We start from the raw sequence: 19,683 nt of genomic DNA, 5'->3' as shown, positions 1-19,683 counted from the left end.
CTATTCTAAATTTACAATATTGAATTGCTTTTCTAGGTCTTCTCCCTTTATCTTCAACGTCTCTCCAGATTTTATAAAAGGCAGTCTATTACTTGCAGATATTGGTGCAATGTAGATGGTGTCAGATCCCTCTTCCATAATAAAGTAGTTGGTGTTTCCATCTACAGTAACCGGGATAATCTGTGAGACAGTTATAGTCTTTTCCACTAAATCCTGAGGGTCTGTCTCCTTGGACATGCCAGATGTGTCATAGGCGTTTAATGCCTGGTTTACCGTACTTCCCGTTGCCACAGTTTGGTAGTTTTGAGCATCTATAAAAGCAAAGGTCTTAATCAACCCAGCATTGTCCTTTAAAGACAGGAAGTAAGTAGGTCTATTGTATAGATTTATAAGGATTGGGAAAGTTGCCTTATATCCCTTTTCTTGAACAGCACCTTGGGCCGATTCCATTGCAGATTTTTCATCAGCTGAAGAAACAGGATAGAACTTTGCCTCCTTTGTCCTTAGATTTATCAGTGCAAAACCGATATTTGATTCGTCTTGTAACACTGATGTAATCCCAGTATACATATATATATCGTTGTCTATTGAAAGGTAATTGTAGCCATCAGTTGGCTGTGTAACTCCCTTTTGTCCTATAAACTGGTTGATAAAGCCTTTCTTTAGCTTACCATTCCAGCTCAATTGTTTCATAATAAGTTTAGCGGAATAGACCCTGTCCACCCAATCTGGAACTTCTCCAACTTTATATCTATTGGTTTCTCCTGTTACAGCATCCACCACTATTACAGAGTTACTGTCAAATCCGCCAATAAGCCCAACAGTAGGCTTTACAGTGGAGGCAACCCAGTAAGGTTTGTTATTGTCGTCCACTTCGAAGTTTATTTCATCTATAATTGCAGTTGGGTACTTAAACCTAATATGTCTATAGATATTTCTTGAAAATTTGTCGGAAAAAGAATACTTAATAGGCTTTTCCAACTTGACCATAGACACTTCCTGATCCGTCATATCTACAGATATAAAATAAGGTATTCCCTCAGATTTATTTTGAAGCCATTTTATCAAATCAGAGTACACCAAAGGGGTATTTCTAAGGGGTTTCCCATTGACTGTTATCTGACTGTAGGAGTCGTCAATATTGTATTGTGACACAAGGTCTCCCATTTCCCCCATCTTTCTTGAGCCAAGTTTAACCGCAGTATCCCTGTCCACTACCGGTATCTTGTCAAAGTCCACTTGACTTACATCCTCTTTAAAAACTCCTTGACTTATTCCAAGTACATTTGAATAGGCCTTTGCATGAAAGATAGGAAGTGAAATTAGATTCATACATATAAAAATCCCCCAAGCCACTACCAAAATTCCTATAAATATCTTTCCCGTACTAAGAAAGTTTTTAAAACTTCTTGTGTATAATGCTACCACCAAAAGCGCTGTCACCACCACTGTAATGGTAAGGGCAACATAAAAATCGAAGGAATAGAGATTTATTGGTGGTAGTACAAAATAAAAATAAATAAATCCAAATACCAAACCCAATACTATTGCAGTAATTAGTCTACTATTTTTTCCTCCATTGTTAGTCTTTTTCTTTTCCATTTTTCCTCCTTGTTTTAAGAAAATTTTAAGCTAGTTGTATTACTATAATAATTGAGTTAGATGACTTTTTTCATAACAACTTCCTTTGGAATAAGACGGGCGACCGTCTCATTTTTTTGTAAAATTTACAAATTTGTAAATCCGTTTCCAAAAGCAAAACATCCTATTCCCTTTTGTCCCTAAAATATCTAAACAGGGCACTGATTAATCTGTAGAGAAGCATCACTAAAAGTGAAACTATGACTAAATGTACTATAACACTTTTAAAGGATCTGTTAAACAGTCCATAGACTTCAAATACGATATAACAGATAATCAGAATAATAATACATATTTTTATAAACCTTAAAATCTTATTATCAACCACTTAATCCTCCTACTATTCCCCTATAATATACCCGAAAATATGGTATGCTAATTAAAGAAGGAGAATCATCAAATGACATTACAACAATTACGCTATATTATAATTGTAGCAGAAAAAGGGTCCATCAATGAAGCTGCAAAATATCTGTATATATCCCAGCCAAGTCTTTCCAACGCAATAAAGGAGTTGGAAGAAGAATTAAAATTTTCAATTTTTATCAGAACCAATAGAGGCGTTACCCTCTCCCACAAGGGTATGGAGTTCTTAGGATATGCCCGTCAGGTTATAACCCAGGCGGACCTATTGGAAGAAAAATACATAACAGGAGCAAAACAGAGCAAGTCCTTTTGTGCATCTTCCCAGCACTATCCCTTTGTGTCCCACGCCTTTGTAGAACTTGTAAAAGAATATGAAGGTGAGGACTATAGTTTCACCCTAAATGAAACCACAACCTATGAAGTGATTGAGAATGTAAAAACTCTATATTCAGAAATTGGAATTCTCTATCTTTCTAACTATAACGAATCTGTAATTAGAAAGATACTTTCAGAAAACAACTTGGTGTTTGAAGAGTTGGTAAAGGCAAAACCCCATGTTTTTATCTACAAGGATCACCCTTTAGCAACAAAAAAAGTAGTAGATTTAAAGGACTTGGAAGATTTCCCTAAAATTTCATTTAACCAGGGAATGTACAACACCTTCTACTATAGCGAAGAAGTCTTTAGCAATCTACCCGTTAAAAAGTCTATAAATGTTTCCGACAGAGCAGCAGTAGTGAACTTTATGATGGGACTTAACGCCTACACCTTCTCCTCCGGTATCTTTCCAGAATATCTCCACGACAAGGACATCCTTTCAATACCAGTTTCAGCCAAAGAAGAGATTATCATCGGCACTATCTTCCATGAAGATGTAACCCTGTCAGAAATTGGAGTAAAATTTTATGAAATACTAAAGGAGTATGCAAAAAGGCATCGAGAAACTGAAGATATAAAATAAGTCAAGCGTTGCAAAGATTCTTGACTTATTTTTTATATTCTCTTATATTTTTCCATTTTCCTTCTTCTGTAAATTGTCCATCTTTTAATACAAAGATTTTTTCGTATTGAGACAATATTTCTGGATCTATCCTGTGAGTAATAACTATTACAGTTTTATCTAAATCTAATAAAAGCTGTTCTATATTCGTAGCAGTAGTCTTATCCAAAGAAGAGGTCGCTTCATCCATTATGATAATGTCAGACTTTTTAATTAAGCATCTCGCAATGGATATTCTCTGCTTTTCACCTCCAGATAAATCTACTCCATATTCACCTATAACAGTATCAACACCTTCTGGAAGGGTACTAATAAGTTTATCAAGACCAGATTTTTTAATGGCCTTTTCAACTTCTTCTTCAGGATATTTAGCAAATAGGGTTATATTGTTCCTAATACTATCATTAAAAATAAATACATTTTGAGTTACTGGAGAAACACCTTTATAAAAAGATTTCTTTTCAATATTTTTCAATTCAATACCATCAAACAACACTTCTCCTTCATAGCCAGAAATACTCCTTAGTAAAATCTTTGCCAAAGTGGACTTTCCAGAACCTGACTCTCCGATAATGGCATATTTTTTCCCTTTTTCTATTTTTAAATTAATATTATTTAATATCATTTTGCTATCATATGAAAAACTTAAATCTCTAATATCCAGTTGTCTATTAAAAATAAATTCTTTGTAGCCTTCAAATTTGCTGTTGGAGTCTATATATTCATTCAACTTTTTATATTCTCCAGCAAAACCTCTTATCATTATCATTAATTTTGTTATATAAGTAGTAGCATTCCCTATAGAATTGTATAGCATTGTAGTAGCTAAAATCTCCCCAACAGTAATAGTTCCTTGTTTTGCCATATAACCTGCAAATAGAAAAATTATAATATAGACAATCAAAGTCAGTAACACTCCAAAACCTTCGTGAATGACTTGAAAAGTATTGGCCTTCTTTAATTCAATTTCATTAGACTCAATTTCTTTGTGGCCAATTTTTTTCATTTTACTTTCAATATTAAAAGCTTTTATGACTTCAAAACCGTTGGTTATATCCCTAAGCCGTGAAATAAAGTATTCTGCTTGTTTTAAAGCTTTCCCTCTCAACTTTTGAGTTCTCTTATCCAAAACCCTAGGCAAAACTAAAGGAATCCAACTTATAAGAAATATAAGCAAAAACAACTTCCACTGAATTCTGATAACGGCAATTGAAGCTCCTATAAAAAGTAGGATTTTTTGAATGAGTTGAATGCTTGGCTTTAAATACATTTGCTCTAAATTGTTACAGATATTCGTTAAAGTATTTATGATTTCAGAGCCTGCTTTTTCTCCTCTAGAATCGATATATGTATTAAGAATCTTTCCCTTATATTCCACCATTACTTTTCTAATTAGCCTTTCATCTTGAGCTTCCTTTAAGGTAAAAAACAAAACTCTTATTACCATTGCACCTAATGAAATAGCAATTACAGTCTCTAAAGTCATATCAGTTTCACCAGTGGCATAGTTTAATATATACATACCAACAAAGGCCCAAAGAATATCAGTTCCAATTTCAATAATAGAAAGTACTAGATCAAGAATAAAACTTGGGATATGATTTTTTATTAGTTTATACATAGCCCCTCCTCAACATTTAATTTGTTAATTTTGTATAATGAAATTATTCAGGGAAATTTGATATCATCTCATAATAATTTTTGAATAACTTTTCATTTTTTCCTTCTAAAGTATATTCTATCAGTTTTCTAATAGTATACTCAAATAATTCTTGATTTAAACATTCAGAACTATTAAACCCATATTTTTCGTGTATAAAGTCTTGTTCCTTAGATGCTGTACATATCATACATAAATTTCTACACCAGCAATTTTTACATAGTTCATAGTGTTCTTTATTATTGATTTTTTCAATTTCAAGCAAGAAACCGTCGTTATCTGTACTATATTTTGACATACCCCAAAATCTATTGCACTTATATTCATCACCATTATAATCATATGATAATTGAACATTTGATGTAAGTTCATCACAAAAACCATCATTTTTCAATCCAAATATTAATGAACGCAAAACTCTATCAACTGTTGGATTTATATATTTCCCTTTTTTTAGTCCTAATATATTATCAAATGTTAATTCTATTTCTTTTTTCCTATTTTTGATTCCATAATTTCTTATGTATAAATCAGAATCTTCACCAGTATGAACTCTATTTATGTGATAGATTTTATGAATGTTTAAAAGTAATTTTTCACATTTTTCTATAGTAATACCTTGTTCATATTGTTTATTTGTATACGTGGAAATTAACTTAAGTTTGTTATTATATCCTTTATTTCTAAGTAAATTAATAGCAGCTAAAACTTTTTCAAAAGTTCCTTTTCCTCTAAGTTGATTATGGATTCTTTCTGGAACATCCAAGCTTAACGAGAAAAATATATTGTAACCTTTAAGACTATCAAGAAAAATTTCATCTAACAATAATCCGTTTGTTACAATTAAAAATTCATTAATTTCAAAATTTGTACTAAACTTTTTCAGAGCATATAATATACATTCTTTGTTTAATAATGGTTCTCCTCCAAAAAATTTTAATTGGATTATTTCTGAAACATTTTTTTCTTGTAGTCTTCTGATTATTTTATTTATCGAACCTTTAGACATAATTGCATTTTTTCTATTATAATTTCCACCGTTTGCATAACAATATTCACAATTAAGATTACATATATTAGAGATGTTAAGTATTACCTTTGATAAAACGTGTTCTGGTAATTTAAAACTTTTTAGAGAAGATATTTGTGAATCTTCAACGTCATCAATTTCACTATTTAATTCGTAAAACTCATAATTATTACTGTTAAACACAATTTTTTTGTTATTTATCTCAAAAGCCTTCATATAGCCCTCCATATTATTTAATCTCTAGAGATAATTCTCTAGAGATTAAATTTCTTAGTTACTAAATATACAACCTATGCCACATTGTCCTCTTCTTAAATTAGCCTTTAAAATTACAACCCTTAATATTTTCATTTTTCTCTCCTTTCAATCATAATGTTTATTCGTTTTCTTTTTTTTCTTTTTTAGACTAAAAGCAACCCCTCCTTCCATATTAAATACATAATATCACTATGAAAAAACTAAAACTACCCAAGGGTTTGGGTAGTTTGACACTTCTACAAATTATCTTTTGAATCTCTATACAACGCTTTCAAGATTTCTAGTTCTTCACTTCCGCCAAATACTTCATAAAATCTTAAAGCCGTCTCAAGTTCACCATGATTGTTATAATTTAACTTACGTTTACAAAGGGATTTTAAAAAGAAAATTCTAGTAAAATAAGCTGGATATTCAACTACAAAACTTTCATCTTCTATCTCTGATAAAAAAAGATGGCCTTGTTCATAATCTTCCAAAATATACATATAAATTTCAGCTATCCCATAGGCTATCTCCATTTTTAACTTGGTGTCCCTTGCACTCCTTAGCATAGTTTTTAAAGTATTTGAGATTTCCAACACCCTTGAAAATAAACCTTCTTCACGAAGAAAGTAAGCATCTATCTTTAATTTTTCAACTTCTATTTTTGAATTTAATATCTTGCACTTTTCAAATTTTTTACATTTTATATTAAGAGCTTTATCTAATGATTTTTTCCCTTGTTCAAATTCCCTTTTTAATACTTTTTGTTTACCTAAAAAATAATAAAAAATCTTTCTTTCAAAAGAATCCTGTTCAAAATACGCCTCATTTATACTTGAATAAAAATCTAGTTCTTCTAAATATTTGTCAAATTCCTTATACTTTCCTAAAATATATGATTTTTCGAGTATATCAGAATAATCTTTAAACTTTAATTCTGGAGTTGAAACAAATTTATGTATTATATTCCTAATATCGGTATCAATTAAAGCATCCAGGTTTATTACCACTTCAGCTGATGGTAGTCTGACCCCTAGTTCAATATTTTGAACTGTATTCATGGATACTCCTAATGCTTCTGCAAGTTTAAGCTGGCTATATCCATGTTTTCTTCTACAATTTTTCACTTTAAGTGCAATATGCCTTTTTAAATCTTCGTCAATTTTCAACTCTTCACCACATTTCCACGAGGTAGTTCTCATTAACTATTCTACAAATAAAAGTCATGCTAATGTTCACTAATTTTTGATACATCAAATATTTAGGAATCCTTTATGAAATTGTACTATAATGACCAAAAATATACTACCCAAAGGTTTGGGTAGTACACTATGCTTATTAATTTTTTATATCCCTATGCTTCTTCCAAGTTTTTTGTATCCTTTAATCTATATGCAATATATAAGGCTATTATTGTAACACATGTTCCAGTAACCGTTGTTATTAGACTAAGGTGATATTTACTTCCTACAAAACCTGCAACGAGTATTCCCAGTGGGACAAATATATTTGCTACTAGCATTATAGTAGACATGGAACGTCCTAAGGTCTCCAATGGTATAATCTGTTGTACATAGGTATTTAAATTTACCCCAACCACACCAGAGGCAAGACCTAGTAGTATGAGTATTAAAAGGTTGTAGGTATAGTTATTGAATTTAGAGAATAAAAACAAAAAGATACCTTGTAGGATAAACCCATTTATTATTACAAGCTTTTTATTCTTGACTTCTACATTGCTTAAGATAACGGAGGCGATTAGGGAACCGATTGCAATGGAGGAAGTCATAAGCCCAAATAGTACTCCTTGAGAGATATTTTGCTCCAATACATATTTTGATATGTACACTGAAACTTGCGCAATAAAGAAGTTTATTAGCCCTCCACCAAAGATACAAAAGGTCATAAGATTTTTATTGCTTTGTACAACCTTAAAGCCAGAGGAATATTCCTGAAACTTTTCTTTTAGAGTCTGTCTTTCTTCTTCAACGTCCTCTTCCTTAACAAAAGTGTAACTGATAGTAAATATTATAAGTGAAGCTAAAATAAAACTTATTCCATTGATTAAAAATAGTCCTCTAGCACCAAATATACCATACAATAAGCCAGCAAGTCCTGGACCTGCAATTCCCATTGCAGAATTGGTACCATTTATCATGGAATTTGCTTTCATCAAGTTATCCTCTTCGACTATTTCAGGAATAAATGACATATCGGCAGTCATTGTGAAAATATCCAAAGAACTCATACAAAAGGTTATTGCCATTATGTATACTACTGGTAAATTCATAACCACCGTTGCAACTAATCCAAAGCAAAAGGCGGCGTTTAGAAGATTCGCCAATACTATGATGCTCTTCTTTGATTTTTTATCAGCTAACACACCGGCATAGGGCCCAAAAATAATCTTTGGTAGATAATTTAAAAATAATGACAGCGAAGCCAGTCCAACGTTTTCAGTACGAGTTAGAATGTACCACATTACAGCAAAATCTTGAATAATGTCACCAGCCGATGAAATTACATTGGCGATAAATAATTTATAAAACTTTTTCCCCATCTTAATTCTCCTTTTGAAATTTATTTATAGTTAAATTATACTGTATTTTTTACGGGAAAACAAATTTAATTAAAAAGAAATCAATTTCCTCACCTCCAAATATTTGTGAATATCTTAGATATATCCTTGACAACTAGATTTTATTATAAACCTGTAAAAAAGACTACCCAAAAATTTGGGTATTTACTGTTTTTGTTTTAATAAGTTTAAATATGTTTTTCTTAAATTCTCATATTCTTCATTTCCACCAAATACTTTATAAAATTTCAACAGTATTTCTATTTCCGAATATAACTCTTTGTTTGGATTTGTTTTGCATAAATATTTAAAAAGAATCATCTTAGTATAATACGCCGTATATAAAGTCATAAAATCCTCATCTTCAATCTCTGAGATGAACTTGTAGCATTCTTGGTATTCTTCCATTAGAAAAAAATATATTTCCACTATGCCAGCTGCTATCTCCAATCTTAAATTTAAATCTTCTGCCTCTGTATACATAATTTTCAAATATTTTAATATTTTATAAGTACTTTCCTTATTTTCACTTTCTTTTAATAGATTTGCTCGAATTTTTAATTCTTCCAGTTCAATCTTTAAATTTAAAATATTACACGTTTCAAATTTCTTACAATTAATATTGAAAGCTTTTTCTAAGGCTTTTAACCCTTCTCTATATTCCTTTTTTAAATTCTTTTGTTTCCCTAAAAAATAATAGAAAATTTTCCTTTCATAGGAATCCTTTTCAAAATACATTTCATTTAAATTCGAATAAAAATCCAGATCACTCAAATATTTGTCAAACTCTTTATATTTCCCTAAAATATAGGTTTCCTCTAATAAATCAGTATAATCTTTAAATTTGATTTCTGGAAATTCAACAAATTCATGAATTTGCTTTTTAATATCCGATTCAATTAATGTATCAAGTTCAATTACAACTTCAGCTGAGGGTAATCGAATTCCCATTTCAATATTTTGAAGAGTATTTAACGAAATCCCTAATATTTCTGCCAATTTAAATTGGCTATAACCACGCTTTTTCCTACATTTTTTTACTTTATCTCCTATTTTTCGTTTTAGAGTTTCATGATTTTTCAAGTCTTCACCACTTTTCTCAACACAGATAATTTTATGGTTAAATCTATAATTGTGCAGTATTAAGTTAAGTATTGTTTCTAGTATAAATCTTCTTTTGTTTTGTCTATTCCTTTACATAATTGTATCGTAACATAAGAAATAATACTACCCAATTTTTCGGATATACTGTAAGCCCTTTTGAGGAATATATCTGTTTTTTTTCATATTATCAGCAAAACAGTTCACAAAAACCCCTTTCTCAAGGGGCATTATCTTTTTTCATCTCTATTTTATCATATCCAAAAAAGCTTGGAATATTTTGATATATTTGTCATTATATTTATCCAGTTCTGGATGAAACTGTGTGCCAAAAATAGGCAGGCTCTCGTGTTCTATTCCTTCTATCATATTGTCCGAGGCCCAGGCTGTAACTTTAAGTCCTCTTCCTATGTCCTTTACTGCCTGATGGTGGATTGAGTTTACATAGTCAGTCTCTCCTAAAACTTTTCTAAGCAAGGAATTTTCTACTGTTCTTATCATATGATGGTACTCATAGTTTTTGTTCTTTTTATCTGAATGCAAAAAGGGTTTTTCGAAGGTAGTATAGATGTCCTGGTACAATGTGCCTCCAAAGGCAACATTTATAAGCTGCATTCCTCTGCAAACTCCAAATATTGGAAGGCCTTTGTCAATCGCCATATTCAAAAGGCCCATCTCTACTATGTCCCTATTGTACTGGGTCTCTTCAAGCTCTTCCGAGGCCTCTTCCTTGTAGAGGACCGTTGAAACGTCAGCTCCTCCTGTAAGGAGTAACCCGTCGATTCTTTTGATAAATTCTTCCATGGTCTTCTTATCTTGCTGTTGAGGGTACATCAAAGGAACTGCTTTTAGTGAGAGTAGCTTCTCCACAAAGCTATTGTTTGTTTCCTGTCTGGCTATAACTTCAGTTTTTGTCCAAAGGGGTATTCCTATGATCTTAGTCATCTTTTCCCTCCTCGTTAAAGAATTGCTTTAGGATTTTCATTCCTTCAGCTTCGTCAAAGTCTTCCAGATTAAACTGTAGCCCTAAGTAGTTAAAGTTTTCATCTAGAGGCTCTACCGCCTCTACAATTCCATCGTAGGACCAGGCTGTAACTCTCATCTTTTCTCCCAATTCCTTAATCCCCTGTTTGTGGTTTGAGGGAACTACCAGCCTTGGAATTTTAAACAAGTCCTTTAATAGGGATCTGTTTTTTAAAGTGACAAAGTGATAGGTCTTTTCAGATTCTCCTTTATGATACACTTTCTTATCAAGTTCTTGTTCCAGAGATCTGAAAAGATTTCCTCCAAAGTAGATATTTAAAAGATGAAGTCCCCTTCCCGTAGCTAAAATTGGAATATTGTACTTTAAAGCCCTTTCAATGTACAAAAGCTCTACTTTGTCTTGAACAATATTAAATTCTGGCCTATTGTCTATTGGGTTTTCTGAAAATAAAAAAGGATTTACTTCTTCATCCCCGCTGATATATAGGCCGTCTAGGGTTAATAATATATCATCTATTAAAAAATCATTTTTTGTAATAGGTAGTGAAATAAGCATTATGTCACTATCTTTAAAAAGTTGTACTGTTTTTTCCTTTACAAAGGCCGACTTGTACAGTGGACCATGATAATATCTACTTATAGTTCCTATGACTTTCACTTTTTTCTCCTTTAAAGTAGTCCTCTTTTATCCAATTCTAAGATATTATTGAACTGCTTGTTTTTTGTCAGTATTTTAAATAGTGGTACACCTATTATTGTAACAATAATTATCTCAGAAAGCATTATTTGTCCTGTTGTAAGGAAAAATGCCGCTTCTCCCTTTGTTATAAGGAAAATTTCAAGTCCTACTAAAATATTTGCAATTGCAGGTACTATACTTGCTACCCAAATATTCTTACATTTACTCATAAAGTAAACCGCCAAAAAGGACGCCAATGTTCCAATTATCATGTCCCAAATATAAGGACTGAAAAGATTTGCAATAAAACATCCCAAAGTTAACCCCCAAATATATTCTGGGTTAAAAAACGCAAGCAATGTCATCACTTCGGAAGCCCTAAATTGCAGCGGTCCGTAGGACAGGTTTGGAAATGCTAGGGTCAACACCGCATAAAGGGCGGCTATAACCCCTTGTCTAACTAAAAATTTTGAATTAATTTTTTTGTTCATAAAACAACACCTCTTAAATATGATTATGTTTTATGACACCTTAAAACACGACTACTGTGATGGTAAAACCATATAAATAACTTGTAAAAGTTCAGTTTTAATAAATTGATAATAAAAAAAGTCCCGTCAAAGACGAGACAGTTATCCATCACATCTTGATTTTTTAAGTGGGTGCCAAGAAAACACTTCATGCTTTAGAATATCATAATATTTCCTACTCTTCAACAATTAAACGCCCTAAGTAGATGTAGTAGGATTTGTTAACTATAAAATCCAGTGTAGACCTTATAGTATTCCTCAATCCTCTTCGCAAGAGTTGAGTTTCTATTGACTACATAGGTGTTTCCTATCATCTTAGCCAAGTACCTTCTGTCTCCAACCATCACCACAAGTTTTTTTGCCCTTGTAATGGCTGTGTAGATAAGGTTTCTTGTCATTAGCATAAAGGGTCCAGGTCCGATAGGAATTACTACAACTGGAAATTCACAACCTTGGGACTTGTGGATTGTTATTGCATAGGCTAGGGAAAGTTCGTCCACTTCGTTGTAGGTGTACTCTACCTTTCTATCGTTGTCGAATAGCACTTGTATTTTGTCGTAGTAGGTGTCAATCTTCGTAATAGTCCCAAAATCACCGTTAAAAACTCCAAGGGCCCTTTGTCCATCTGGGGTAATGTACTCCTTCTCATAATTGTTTTTTACCTGCATCACCTTATCCCCTTCTCTAAAGATTTTGTCCCCCTTTACAAACTCTTCCAAGTTTGGAGTCTTTGGATTTAACACCTCCTGCAGGCTATTATTGAGTTCCACCGTACCAAAGTCGGTTTTTTTCATAGGCGTTAGAACTTGTATGTCCTCTATGCTCTCAATGTTGTAAAAGTCGGGAAGTCTCTTTGAAACCAATTTTAATAAAGATTTCTTTATATCCCTTGGAGATTCTTCATCTATAAAATAAAAGTCCTTGTTCCTTTCATTTAATACTGGAAATTCGCCCTTATTTATCCTATGTGCATTTAATACTATATTACTATCCTGTCCTTGTCGGAAGATTTTCTTAAGTTCAACGGTCTTAATCAACTTGGAGTCGATAATGTCCTTTAGCACATTGCCCGCCCCTACAGAGGGAAGCTGGTCTATGTCTCCCACGAAGATAAGCTTGGTCTCTCCTGAAACACCTTTGAGGAGATTTTCAAGAAGCATAAGGTCTATCATGGAAGCTTCGTCAATGATCAATATATCTCCATCTAAAGGGTTTTCACCATTATGTTCAAAAATCATTCCCCTACCAGAGTCCACCGGCATATAACCTAAAAGTCTGTGGATGGTTTTAGCTTCTAGGCCAGAGGTCTCTTCCATTCGCTTTGCTGCCCGTCCTGTTGGGGCAGCCAAAAGCACCTTTAGACCATGATCTCTATAGATGTCTACAATCTTTTTAACTATGGTGGTCTTGCCCGTTCCAGGTCCTCCTGTAATTACCAACATATTTTCCGTACAGGCATATTCTATTGCCCTTATCTGACATTCATCGTAGGAAATATGGTCTTGTTTTAAGATTTTCTCTTCTTCCTTTTTCCAGTCAATCCCCGTAAAAATCTGGTCATTACTCAAAAGTCTTCCAAAGGCCTCTCCCACATTTAGCTCTGACTTATAGAGTTGGGGGCTATATAAAATCTTTTCATCATTATATTCATCAATCACCAAGGTCTCATCAAAGACAGCAGGTGCAATATGCTCTTCAACTTCATCCCTACTTAATCCCAAGAGGCCACTCACTCTATAGACCGTCTCCTCATAGGTCATATAGCAATGACCGTTAGTTGTAGCCTCGTTGTTTAAGTAGTAGGTAAGGCAAGCCTTTATCCTAAAGGGGGAGTTTCTTTCGATATCCGTCTTTAAAGCTATTTCGTCGGCCCTTTTAAATCCTATTCCCCAAACGTCGTTTATGAGAGCATAGGGGTTGGATTTTATTTGTTCAATGGTCTTGTCCTTGTACTCCTTGATAATTCTTTGGGCTTGAAGCGGCGAGATGCCAAGTTTTTGAAGAAAAATCACAGTCTCTTGAGTCTCTTGTTGCTCGGCTATAGCTTCTTGAATATCCTTAAACTTCTTTTTACCAATTCCCTCTACTTCCAAGAGCCTTGAAGGAGTTTCATTTATAATATTTAAAGTTTCCTTTCCAAATTGTCTTACAATACGCTTTGCCATAGCCTTTCCTATGTGGGGAAAGACTCCAGATGCCAAGTACTTCATGATGGAAAGTTTGGAAGTTCCCTTTGTAATCTCAAATTTATCTATATTGATTTGTTCACCATATTTGTCATGGTAGACCATGTCCCCAACTATTTTTAGGGAATCCCCTACTTTTAAATCCTTTAAATATCCGACAGCGGTAATCTCCCCGTCCTCCGTTTTCATCTTTAAAACGGTGTAGTTGTTTATTTGATTGTTAAAGATAATATTTTCAACGATTCCTTCTAATTCCATAACTTTCCCATCTCTATAATTATAACGTCTCCAAAACTTTACCTATTTGCAATTTAACAAAAAAGCGGGGTAACCCCGCCTAGCTATTCTTGTATTCTCTCTATTTTTGCACCAAGCTTTTTAAACTTTCCTACAATGTCGTCATATCCTCGGTCAATATGTTCCACTTCGGATATATAAGTTTTGCCTTCCGCCACAAGACCAGCAAGGATAAGTGCAGCTCCTGCTCTTAAATCAGTAGCTCTAACCTGTGCTCCCTTTAAACTAGGCACGCCGGCAATTCTTGCTTCCCTTGCGTCCGTTGCAATGATTGCACCCATTTTAAGTAACTCATCAACGTGCATAAACCTATTTTCAAACACGGTTTCTGTAACCATGGACTGGCCTTCCGCAGTAGTTAAAAGCGCCATAAATTGTGCCTGAGCGTCAGTTGGAAAACCTGGATAAGGTAGAGTTTTAATGTCGGTTCCTATAAGTTTCTTACCGCCTATAACCCTAATTACATCCTTCTCTTCATTGACATAGACCTGACAGCCAACCTCTTTTAACTTTGCAATTATTGGCATTACATGACTAGGAATACAGTTTTCAACCGTTATGTCTCCCCTGGTAATTGCCGCCGCTACCATGTAGGTAGAAGCTTCGATCCTATCGGGGATAATGGCGTGCTGTCCTCCCCCTAGTTTTGTAACTCCTTTAACTCTAATGGCAGAAGTCCCTGCTCCTTTAATATTTGCACCCAATTTATTTAAAAAGTTAGCAAGGTCTACAATTTCAGGTTCCTTTGCCGCATTTTCTATTACGGTTTCGCCCTTTGCCATAGTTGCAGCCATCATGATGTTTTGAGTTGCACCTACAGAAGGAAAGTCTATATAGATAGTGTCGCCAACAAGCCCTTCTTTGGCCAAGGCCTCAATCCTATCCACCTCTTCTATAACCTTAGCACCTAAAGCTTTAAAGCCTTTTAAGTGAAGGTCTATAGGTCTTTTTCCTATGGCACATCCCCCTGGTAGGTAAGTCATAGTCTCCCCTCTTCTAGCTAGAAGCGGTCCCATAACCAAGAAAGACGCCCTCATTCTATTCATAAGCTCCATTGGAGCCACATGTCCAGTCAATTTTGACGAGTCAATTCTTACAACATTTTCATCTAAATATTCAACTTTAGAACCTAGAGATTCTAAAACTTTTAATATCACATTAATATCACTTAACTTCGGTACATTCTCTAGAATGATCGGTTCTGTCCCCAGTAATGAAGCTGCAATAATCGGCAGTGCGGCATTCTTTGCCCCATCCACCTTAACATTTCCAGACAATGGACCGTTGTTAGTTACAACAATCTTTTCCACAATACCTCCATAAATTTCAATAACTAATCGGTATTATTATATCATAAAGGGCTTAATTTTCCACTTTTAAAATGTAACAACATTTCTACAATTGCTTTATCGGTGGTTAGCTAATATTTATTTTTAAGAAAATAATTTTTAAAATTCCTTGATGAATTTTACACAGGGATGCCATACCATTTAAAAACGGCCCCTAAGAGCCGTCTTTAGTCAACTATTGTCTTTTCTATATTCTGTTATTGTATCTTTATATGCATCTAACATACTCTGGGAGGCGTTGTCCCAGGAGAATTTTTCTGCATATTCTCTTCCTTTTTCCCTAACTCTTGTGCAAAGTTCCATGTCCTGTAGAGAGTTTATACAGTTGTTTAGACTTTCAATGGAATTTCGTTGGTAGATAAATCCATTTTCTCTGTCCTTTATCTGTTCTATGGTAGGTTCACTATGGGCGGCAATGACTGGAGTCCCTGAAGCCATCGCCTCAGTTATTACAAGGCCCAAGGTTTCACTTAAGGATGGGAAGACAAAGGCATCAGCAGATGCATAGGCCTGGGAAAGCTCTCGCCCCTTTAAAAACCCTGTAAAAACCGTGTTGGTGTCTGCAAAGTGCTCTTCCAGCTCTTGTCTAGAGGGTCCGTCTCCCACAATGGCAAGTCTGATATCATCCCTTTTATCCATTATCTCCTTTAATGAAGAAATCTCCTTTTCCGGAGCTAGTCTTCCTACAAATATTAGCAAGGTCTTCTCTTCTTGTCCCTCGGTAAGTTTCTTTCGCATTTCTTTGGAATAAAATCTTGGGTGTCTATTGTTGATATCCACTCCCTTTGGAAGAACCCTTAGCCCATGAATATCCTGGGACTGTAAGAGTTCGTACATGGCTTGGGATGTCACTAGGTTTATCTTTGCTGAATTATGCAAGTCCCTAAGGTAGTTCCAAAGATGATTTTTTGCAAATCCAAAGTTGTAATGGTCCAAGTAGTAGGGAGTGTTGGTGTGAAAGCTACAAATCAGTGGAATCTTTAGCTTCTTAGCATAGTGGACACCGCTGGATGCAAGACTTATTGGGTTTGCTGCATGTACGATATCCGGCTGAAACTCCTCTAGGATGTCCTTTACTTTAAGACTTGGCACTCCCCATGCCCTGTGGGGGTAGAAGAAAAAAGTAATTGCCGTCATTGGATAGATCTTTGCACCAAAGTACTCTTCTTCAATTCCATCTATTTTCGGACAGATTACTATGACTTCATGACCCTGTCTAGTCATATAGTCCACTGCATTTGAAAGCCTTGTAACAACTCCGTCTGTAGATGGTAAAAATGTTTCAGTTATAAGCGCTATCTTCAAGTCGACCTATCTCCAGGATGGTGAGTTCATTACATTGTTTGGCTTAACTCTATCTGCGTTGTCTATGGCAAGTTCCATAATGTCCTTAATCACTTCATCAGTTAAAAGATGAGCTTCCAGTCCCAAGTCCTTTAGTTTTGTGATAACCGCATTGAAGTAGTGCTCTTCCTTTTCAACCCTAGGATTTTCCATATGTTCTATCTTTCCATCAAGGCCAAAGTACTTCTTAGCTACTTCATTTACTTTTTCAGCCAATTCAAGAACGCTAAACTGTTCAGTCATTTGATTGTAGATTTTAAAGTCTCCTCTTTCTGGAGGGTTTTGGGCAGCAAGCTCTATACATCTTACAGTGTCTTCAATATTTATAAAGCCTCTAGTCTGTCCGCCCTTTCCATAAACTGACATTGGAAGACCACTGGCAGTTTGAATGATAAATCTATTCATTACAGTTCCATAGATACCGTCATAGTCAAATCTGTTTACCAAAACTGGATCCATCTTGGTTTCCTTGGTGTTAACTCCATAGACTACTCCTTGGTTTAGGTCAGTAGCTCTAATACCCCAGGATCTTACGGCAAAGTAAATATTGTTTGTGTCATGTACCTTGGTTAAGTGGTAAAAAGAGCCTGGACTCTTAGGGTATAGGAAGGTTTCCTTTCTACCCTTATGCTCCACTTCAAGATATCCTTCTTCTATATCTATATTTGGTGTGCCATATTCTCCCATGGTACCAAGTTTAATTAAATGACAGTCTGGGTTGAACTCTTTTATTGCATATAGCACATTTAAATTTCCTAATACGTTGTTGGACTGGGTGTAAACCGCATGTTCCCTGTCGATCATAGAATAAGGTGCTGAACGTTGCTCCGCAAAATGTACGAAGGCTTCCGGCTCAAATGTTTTAAACACTTCGGATAAAAAGTCATAATCATTTAAGTCGCCTATAAATAATTGTATCTCTTTACCAGTAAGCTCCTTCCACTTTGCAATTCTCTCTTCTATTGGGGCAATTGGCGTCAATGAGTTGGAATTTAATTCCTCGTCTATTTCTCTTCTAACCAAATTGTCCACAATTGCAACGTCAAAACCTTGGTTTGATAGATAAAGGGAGGTTGGCCATCCACAAAATCCATCTCCACCTGCTACTATAATTTTCATTTATTGAGTTCCTCCTATTTCTTTGTTCTATTTTCATTGTAACAGATAAATTTGACTTTTATTGAAATACACAATATTTTAACCTTGGTTAACATTGATATAATAAGGATTTTACTCACTTTTAGTATTGCTCTTAAATCTTAATAGCCACTTTACGTATTAAATGCTTTTAAAGTTTTGCTTTTTTCATACAAAAATCTAACTTTATTCTTCATTATCTGTTATAATTTGTATAGCTACGATAGTTATAGAGGATTATATTATTTATTTGTTTTGATGCAATCATATGTGTAGGAGGAAAATTTAATGAAAAAATTTACAACAAGGGATCTAACAATCCTAGCTTTGCTTTCAGCAATCACCGTAGTTTTTGGGCTTACTCCCCTGGGATACATACCTTTAGGGCTTATAAGGGTTACTACATTGCACATTCCAACGATTATAGGTGCAATAATCTGCGGTCCTTTTATTGGAGGCTTGGTGGGCTTGGTCTTTGGACTGTTTTCACTTTTCACTAATTTAACAGCCCCTTCATCATTACTTTATTTTATGTTTATAAACCCATTGGTTTCTGTCCTACCTAGGGTTTTAATCGGTGTATTAACCGGTTTATTGTTTAAAAAGTTGAACGAAAAATTTAAAGACAACTTCTTCGTACCCTTTATAGTTGGGGCATGTGGCGCTGTTATAAACACTGTCTTAGTTTTAGGTCTTGGTTACTTGCTATATGGCCAAAGGATCGCCGAGATATATAAAGTGGCAAATGCAGGTAAAATACTTATAGGTATTGCTGCATCAAACCTTCCCTTTGAGATGCTTGCAACCAGTGTTATCGTTGGTTTTGTAACAAGACCTTTGAGAAAATCATTAGATAAGAAAAGGATGTGATTTTATGAAATTGGCAGAAGCTTTACAGGTTAGAAAAGACTTACAGATTAAGGTGGACCGACTCAGGTTTAGAATTACAAGCAATTGTACAGTCCAAGAGGGAGAAGAACCTTCTGAAAACCCAAAGGAACTACTGGAAGAGCTAGACAGAAGTTGTGCTGAATTAGAAGATATCATCTCTAAAATCAACATAGCCAATGCAGTTGTAAAAATAGGAGAACTTACTTTAACTGAACTTATTTCAAAGAGGCAAATCCTGAATAAAAAAATTTCCATTTTGAGAAGCGCAATAGATTCCGCATCGGAAATAGCCGATAGAGTCTACAAGACAGATATAAAGATACTTCCAACTATATCCGTAAAGGATACGCAAAAGGAAGTAGATAGACTGTCAAAGGAACTAAGAGAAACAGAGTTATTAATACAAGAATCAAACTGGACTACTGAATTAGTCTAGGTTTTTGGACAAAACAGGGCGGGTACAAAACCAATTCAGACGGTTCAAAACGACCTATTAAATTACAATTAAGCTCTTACTTTTACAAGGGCACATTTACACATTACATTTATTACCACGTACCGACTGTTAGGGTGGGCTTGGGGCAAGGTGATGTTGCAGAATAGATTATTCTACTCTGTAGTGACCCCCTAAATCCGGACATGGATTAGGGGGTATTTTAATGTCAAAATA

17 protein-coding genes are annotated in these 19,683 nt (G+C 34.4%); 3 read left to right on the top strand and 14 right to left on the bottom strand.

All coding sequences use genetic code 11. The annotated features are described in order from the left end of the window. Both Q1K37_RS03455 and Q1K37_RS03450 read right to left on the bottom strand, forming a co-directional pair. On the bottom strand, positions 1–1,602 hold the full coding sequence (locus Q1K37_RS03455) for a hypothetical protein (RefSeq protein WP_300409388.1): 1,602 nt from the start codon (positions 1,600–1,602) through the stop codon (positions 1–3). A gap of 163 nt (positions 1,603–1,765) precedes the next feature. Then, positions 1,766–1,969 carry a hypothetical protein gene (locus Q1K37_RS03450; RefSeq protein ID WP_300409387.1) on the bottom strand — a complete coding sequence of 68 codons (204 nt, stop codon included), beginning with the start codon at positions 1,967–1,969 and terminating at the stop codon, positions 1,766–1,768. 72 nt (positions 1,970–2,041) lie between these two features. Between Q1K37_RS03450 and Q1K37_RS03445 the strand changes: the two genes are divergently transcribed. Beyond that, complete coding sequence (locus Q1K37_RS03445; protein WP_300409385.1) at positions 2,042–2,968, top strand: LysR family transcriptional regulator; 927 nt, start codon at positions 2,042–2,044, stop codon at positions 2,966–2,968. Positions 2,969–2,993: 25 nt separating this feature from the next. Here the strand turns inward: Q1K37_RS03445 and Q1K37_RS03440 are convergent, their stop codons facing one another. The 12 genes from Q1K37_RS03440 to Q1K37_RS03385 all read right to left on the bottom strand — a co-directional run bounded on the left by Q1K37_RS03440 (position 2,994) and on the right by Q1K37_RS03385 (position 18,104). Next, positions 2,994–4,628 carry an ABC transporter ATP-binding protein gene (locus tag Q1K37_RS03440; RefSeq protein WP_300409383.1) on the bottom strand — a complete coding sequence of 545 codons (1,635 nt, stop codon included), beginning with the start codon at positions 4,626–4,628 and terminating at the stop codon, positions 2,994–2,996. Positions 4,629–4,671: 43 nt separating this feature from the next. Then, entirely contained in the window at positions 4,672–5,913 is a 1,242-nt protein-coding gene (locus Q1K37_RS03435; RefSeq protein ID WP_300409381.1) for a radical SAM protein, read from the bottom strand. A gap of 278 nt (positions 5,914–6,191) precedes the next feature. Next, positions 6,192–7,106, bottom strand: a complete 915-nt coding sequence (locus tag Q1K37_RS03430) for a helix-turn-helix transcriptional regulator (protein ID WP_300409379.1) — start codon at positions 7,104–7,106, stop codon at positions 6,192–6,194. A gap of 185 nt (positions 7,107–7,291) precedes the next feature. Beyond that, complete coding sequence (locus tag Q1K37_RS03425; protein WP_300409377.1) at positions 7,292–8,497, bottom strand: MFS transporter; 1,206 nt, start codon at positions 8,495–8,497, stop codon at positions 7,292–7,294. 183 nt (positions 8,498–8,680) lie between these two features. Further along, complete coding sequence (locus tag Q1K37_RS03420) at positions 8,681–9,598, bottom strand: helix-turn-helix transcriptional regulator (RefSeq protein WP_300409375.1); 918 nt, start codon at positions 9,596–9,598, stop codon at positions 8,681–8,683. Positions 9,599–9,862: 264 nt separating this feature from the next. Continuing rightward, the gene (locus Q1K37_RS03415) at positions 9,863–10,561 is read right to left on the bottom strand and encodes a gamma-glutamyl-gamma-aminobutyrate hydrolase family protein (protein ID WP_300409373.1); all 699 of its coding nucleotides are present in this window, start codon (positions 10,559–10,561) and stop codon (positions 9,863–9,865) included. After that, on the bottom strand, positions 10,554–11,258 hold the full coding sequence (locus Q1K37_RS03410) for a gamma-glutamyl-gamma-aminobutyrate hydrolase family protein (RefSeq protein ID WP_300409371.1): 705 nt from the start codon (positions 11,256–11,258) through the stop codon (positions 10,554–10,556). Before Q1K37_RS03410 ends, Q1K37_RS03415 begins: the two co-directional genes overlap by 8 nt. Positions 11,259–11,269: 11 nt before the next feature. Continuing rightward, positions 11,270–11,770, bottom strand: coding sequence for a QueT transporter family protein (locus tag Q1K37_RS03405; protein ID WP_300409369.1), 501 nt, complete (start codon positions 11,768–11,770; stop codon positions 11,270–11,272). 260 nt (positions 11,771–12,030) lie between these two features. Then, positions 12,031–14,253 carry an ATP-dependent RecD-like DNA helicase gene (locus Q1K37_RS03400; protein WP_300409368.1) on the bottom strand — a complete coding sequence of 741 codons (2,223 nt, stop codon included), beginning with the start codon at positions 14,251–14,253 and terminating at the stop codon, positions 12,031–12,033. Between the two features lie 83 nt (positions 14,254–14,336). Then, the gene (gene murA / locus Q1K37_RS03395; RefSeq protein ID WP_300409367.1) at positions 14,337–15,602 is read right to left on the bottom strand and encodes a UDP-N-acetylglucosamine 1-carboxyvinyltransferase; all 1,266 of its coding nucleotides are present in this window, start codon (positions 15,600–15,602) and stop codon (positions 14,337–14,339) included. A gap of 210 nt (positions 15,603–15,812) precedes the next feature. Further along, entirely contained in the window at positions 15,813–16,946 is a 1,134-nt protein-coding gene (locus Q1K37_RS03390; RefSeq protein WP_300409366.1) for a glycosyltransferase family 1 protein, read from the bottom strand. Between the two features lie 6 nt (positions 16,947–16,952). Further along, complete coding sequence (locus Q1K37_RS03385; RefSeq protein ID WP_300409365.1) at positions 16,953–18,104, bottom strand: NAD-dependent epimerase/dehydratase family protein; 1,152 nt, start codon at positions 18,102–18,104, stop codon at positions 16,953–16,955. A 306-nt stretch (positions 18,105–18,410) separates the two neighbouring features. Between Q1K37_RS03385 and Q1K37_RS03380 the strand changes: the two genes are divergently transcribed. After that, positions 18,411–18,992: an ECF transporter S component gene (locus Q1K37_RS03380; RefSeq protein WP_300409364.1), complete on the top strand. Its 582-nt coding sequence runs from the start codon at positions 18,411–18,413 to the stop codon at positions 18,990–18,992. Between the two features lie 4 nt (positions 18,993–18,996). Next, positions 18,997–19,449, top strand: a complete 453-nt coding sequence (locus Q1K37_RS03375) for a DIP1984 family protein (protein WP_300409363.1) — start codon at positions 18,997–18,999, stop codon at positions 19,447–19,449. The last annotated feature ends 234 nt before the right edge of the window (positions 19,450–19,683 follow it).

It is taken from the genome of Lagierella sp. (assembly GCF_029983815.1).
Lineage (GTDB): Bacteria > Bacillota > Clostridia > Tissierellales > Peptoniphilaceae > Mediannikoviicoccus.
This window is presented reverse-complemented; position numbering and strand designations above follow the sequence as displayed.

Bases quoted from the DNA above. Each gene is read 5' to 3' on its own strand.
- Q1K37_RS03455 (WP_300409388.1), bottom strand. From the start codon at position 1,602: ATGGAAAAGAAAAAGACTAACAATGGAGGAAAAAATAGTAGACTAATT.
- Q1K37_RS03445 (WP_300409385.1), top strand. From the start codon at position 2,042: ATGACATTACAACAATTACGCTATATTATAATTGTAGCAGAAAAAGGG.
- Q1K37_RS03440 (WP_300409383.1), bottom strand. From the start codon at position 4,628: ATGTATAAACTAATAAAAAATCATATCCCAAGTTTTATTCTTGATCTA.
- Q1K37_RS03435 (WP_300409381.1), bottom strand. From the start codon at position 5,913: ATGAAGGCTTTTGAGATAAATAACAAAAAAATTGTGTTTAACAGTAAT.
- Q1K37_RS03425 (WP_300409377.1), bottom strand. From the start codon at position 8,497: ATGGGGAAAAAGTTTTATAAATTATTTATCGCCAATGTAATTTCATCG.
- Q1K37_RS03415 (WP_300409373.1), bottom strand. From the start codon at position 10,561: ATGACTAAGATCATAGGAATACCCCTTTGGACAAAAACTGAAGTTATA.
- Q1K37_RS03405 (WP_300409369.1), bottom strand. From the start codon at position 11,770: ATGAACAAAAAAATTAATTCAAAATTTTTAGTTAGACAAGGGGTTATA.
- Q1K37_RS03400 (WP_300409368.1), bottom strand. From the start codon at position 14,253: ATGGAATTAGAAGGAATCGTTGAAAATATTATCTTTAACAATCAAATA.
- Q1K37_RS03385 (WP_300409365.1), bottom strand. From the start codon at position 18,104: ATGAAAATTATAGTAGCAGGTGGAGATGGATTTTGTGGATGGCCAACC.
- Q1K37_RS03380 (WP_300409364.1), top strand. From the start codon at position 18,411: ATGAAAAAATTTACAACAAGGGATCTAACAATCCTAGCTTTGCTTTCA.
- Q1K37_RS03375 (WP_300409363.1), top strand. From the start codon at position 18,997: ATGAAATTGGCAGAAGCTTTACAGGTTAGAAAAGACTTACAGATTAAG.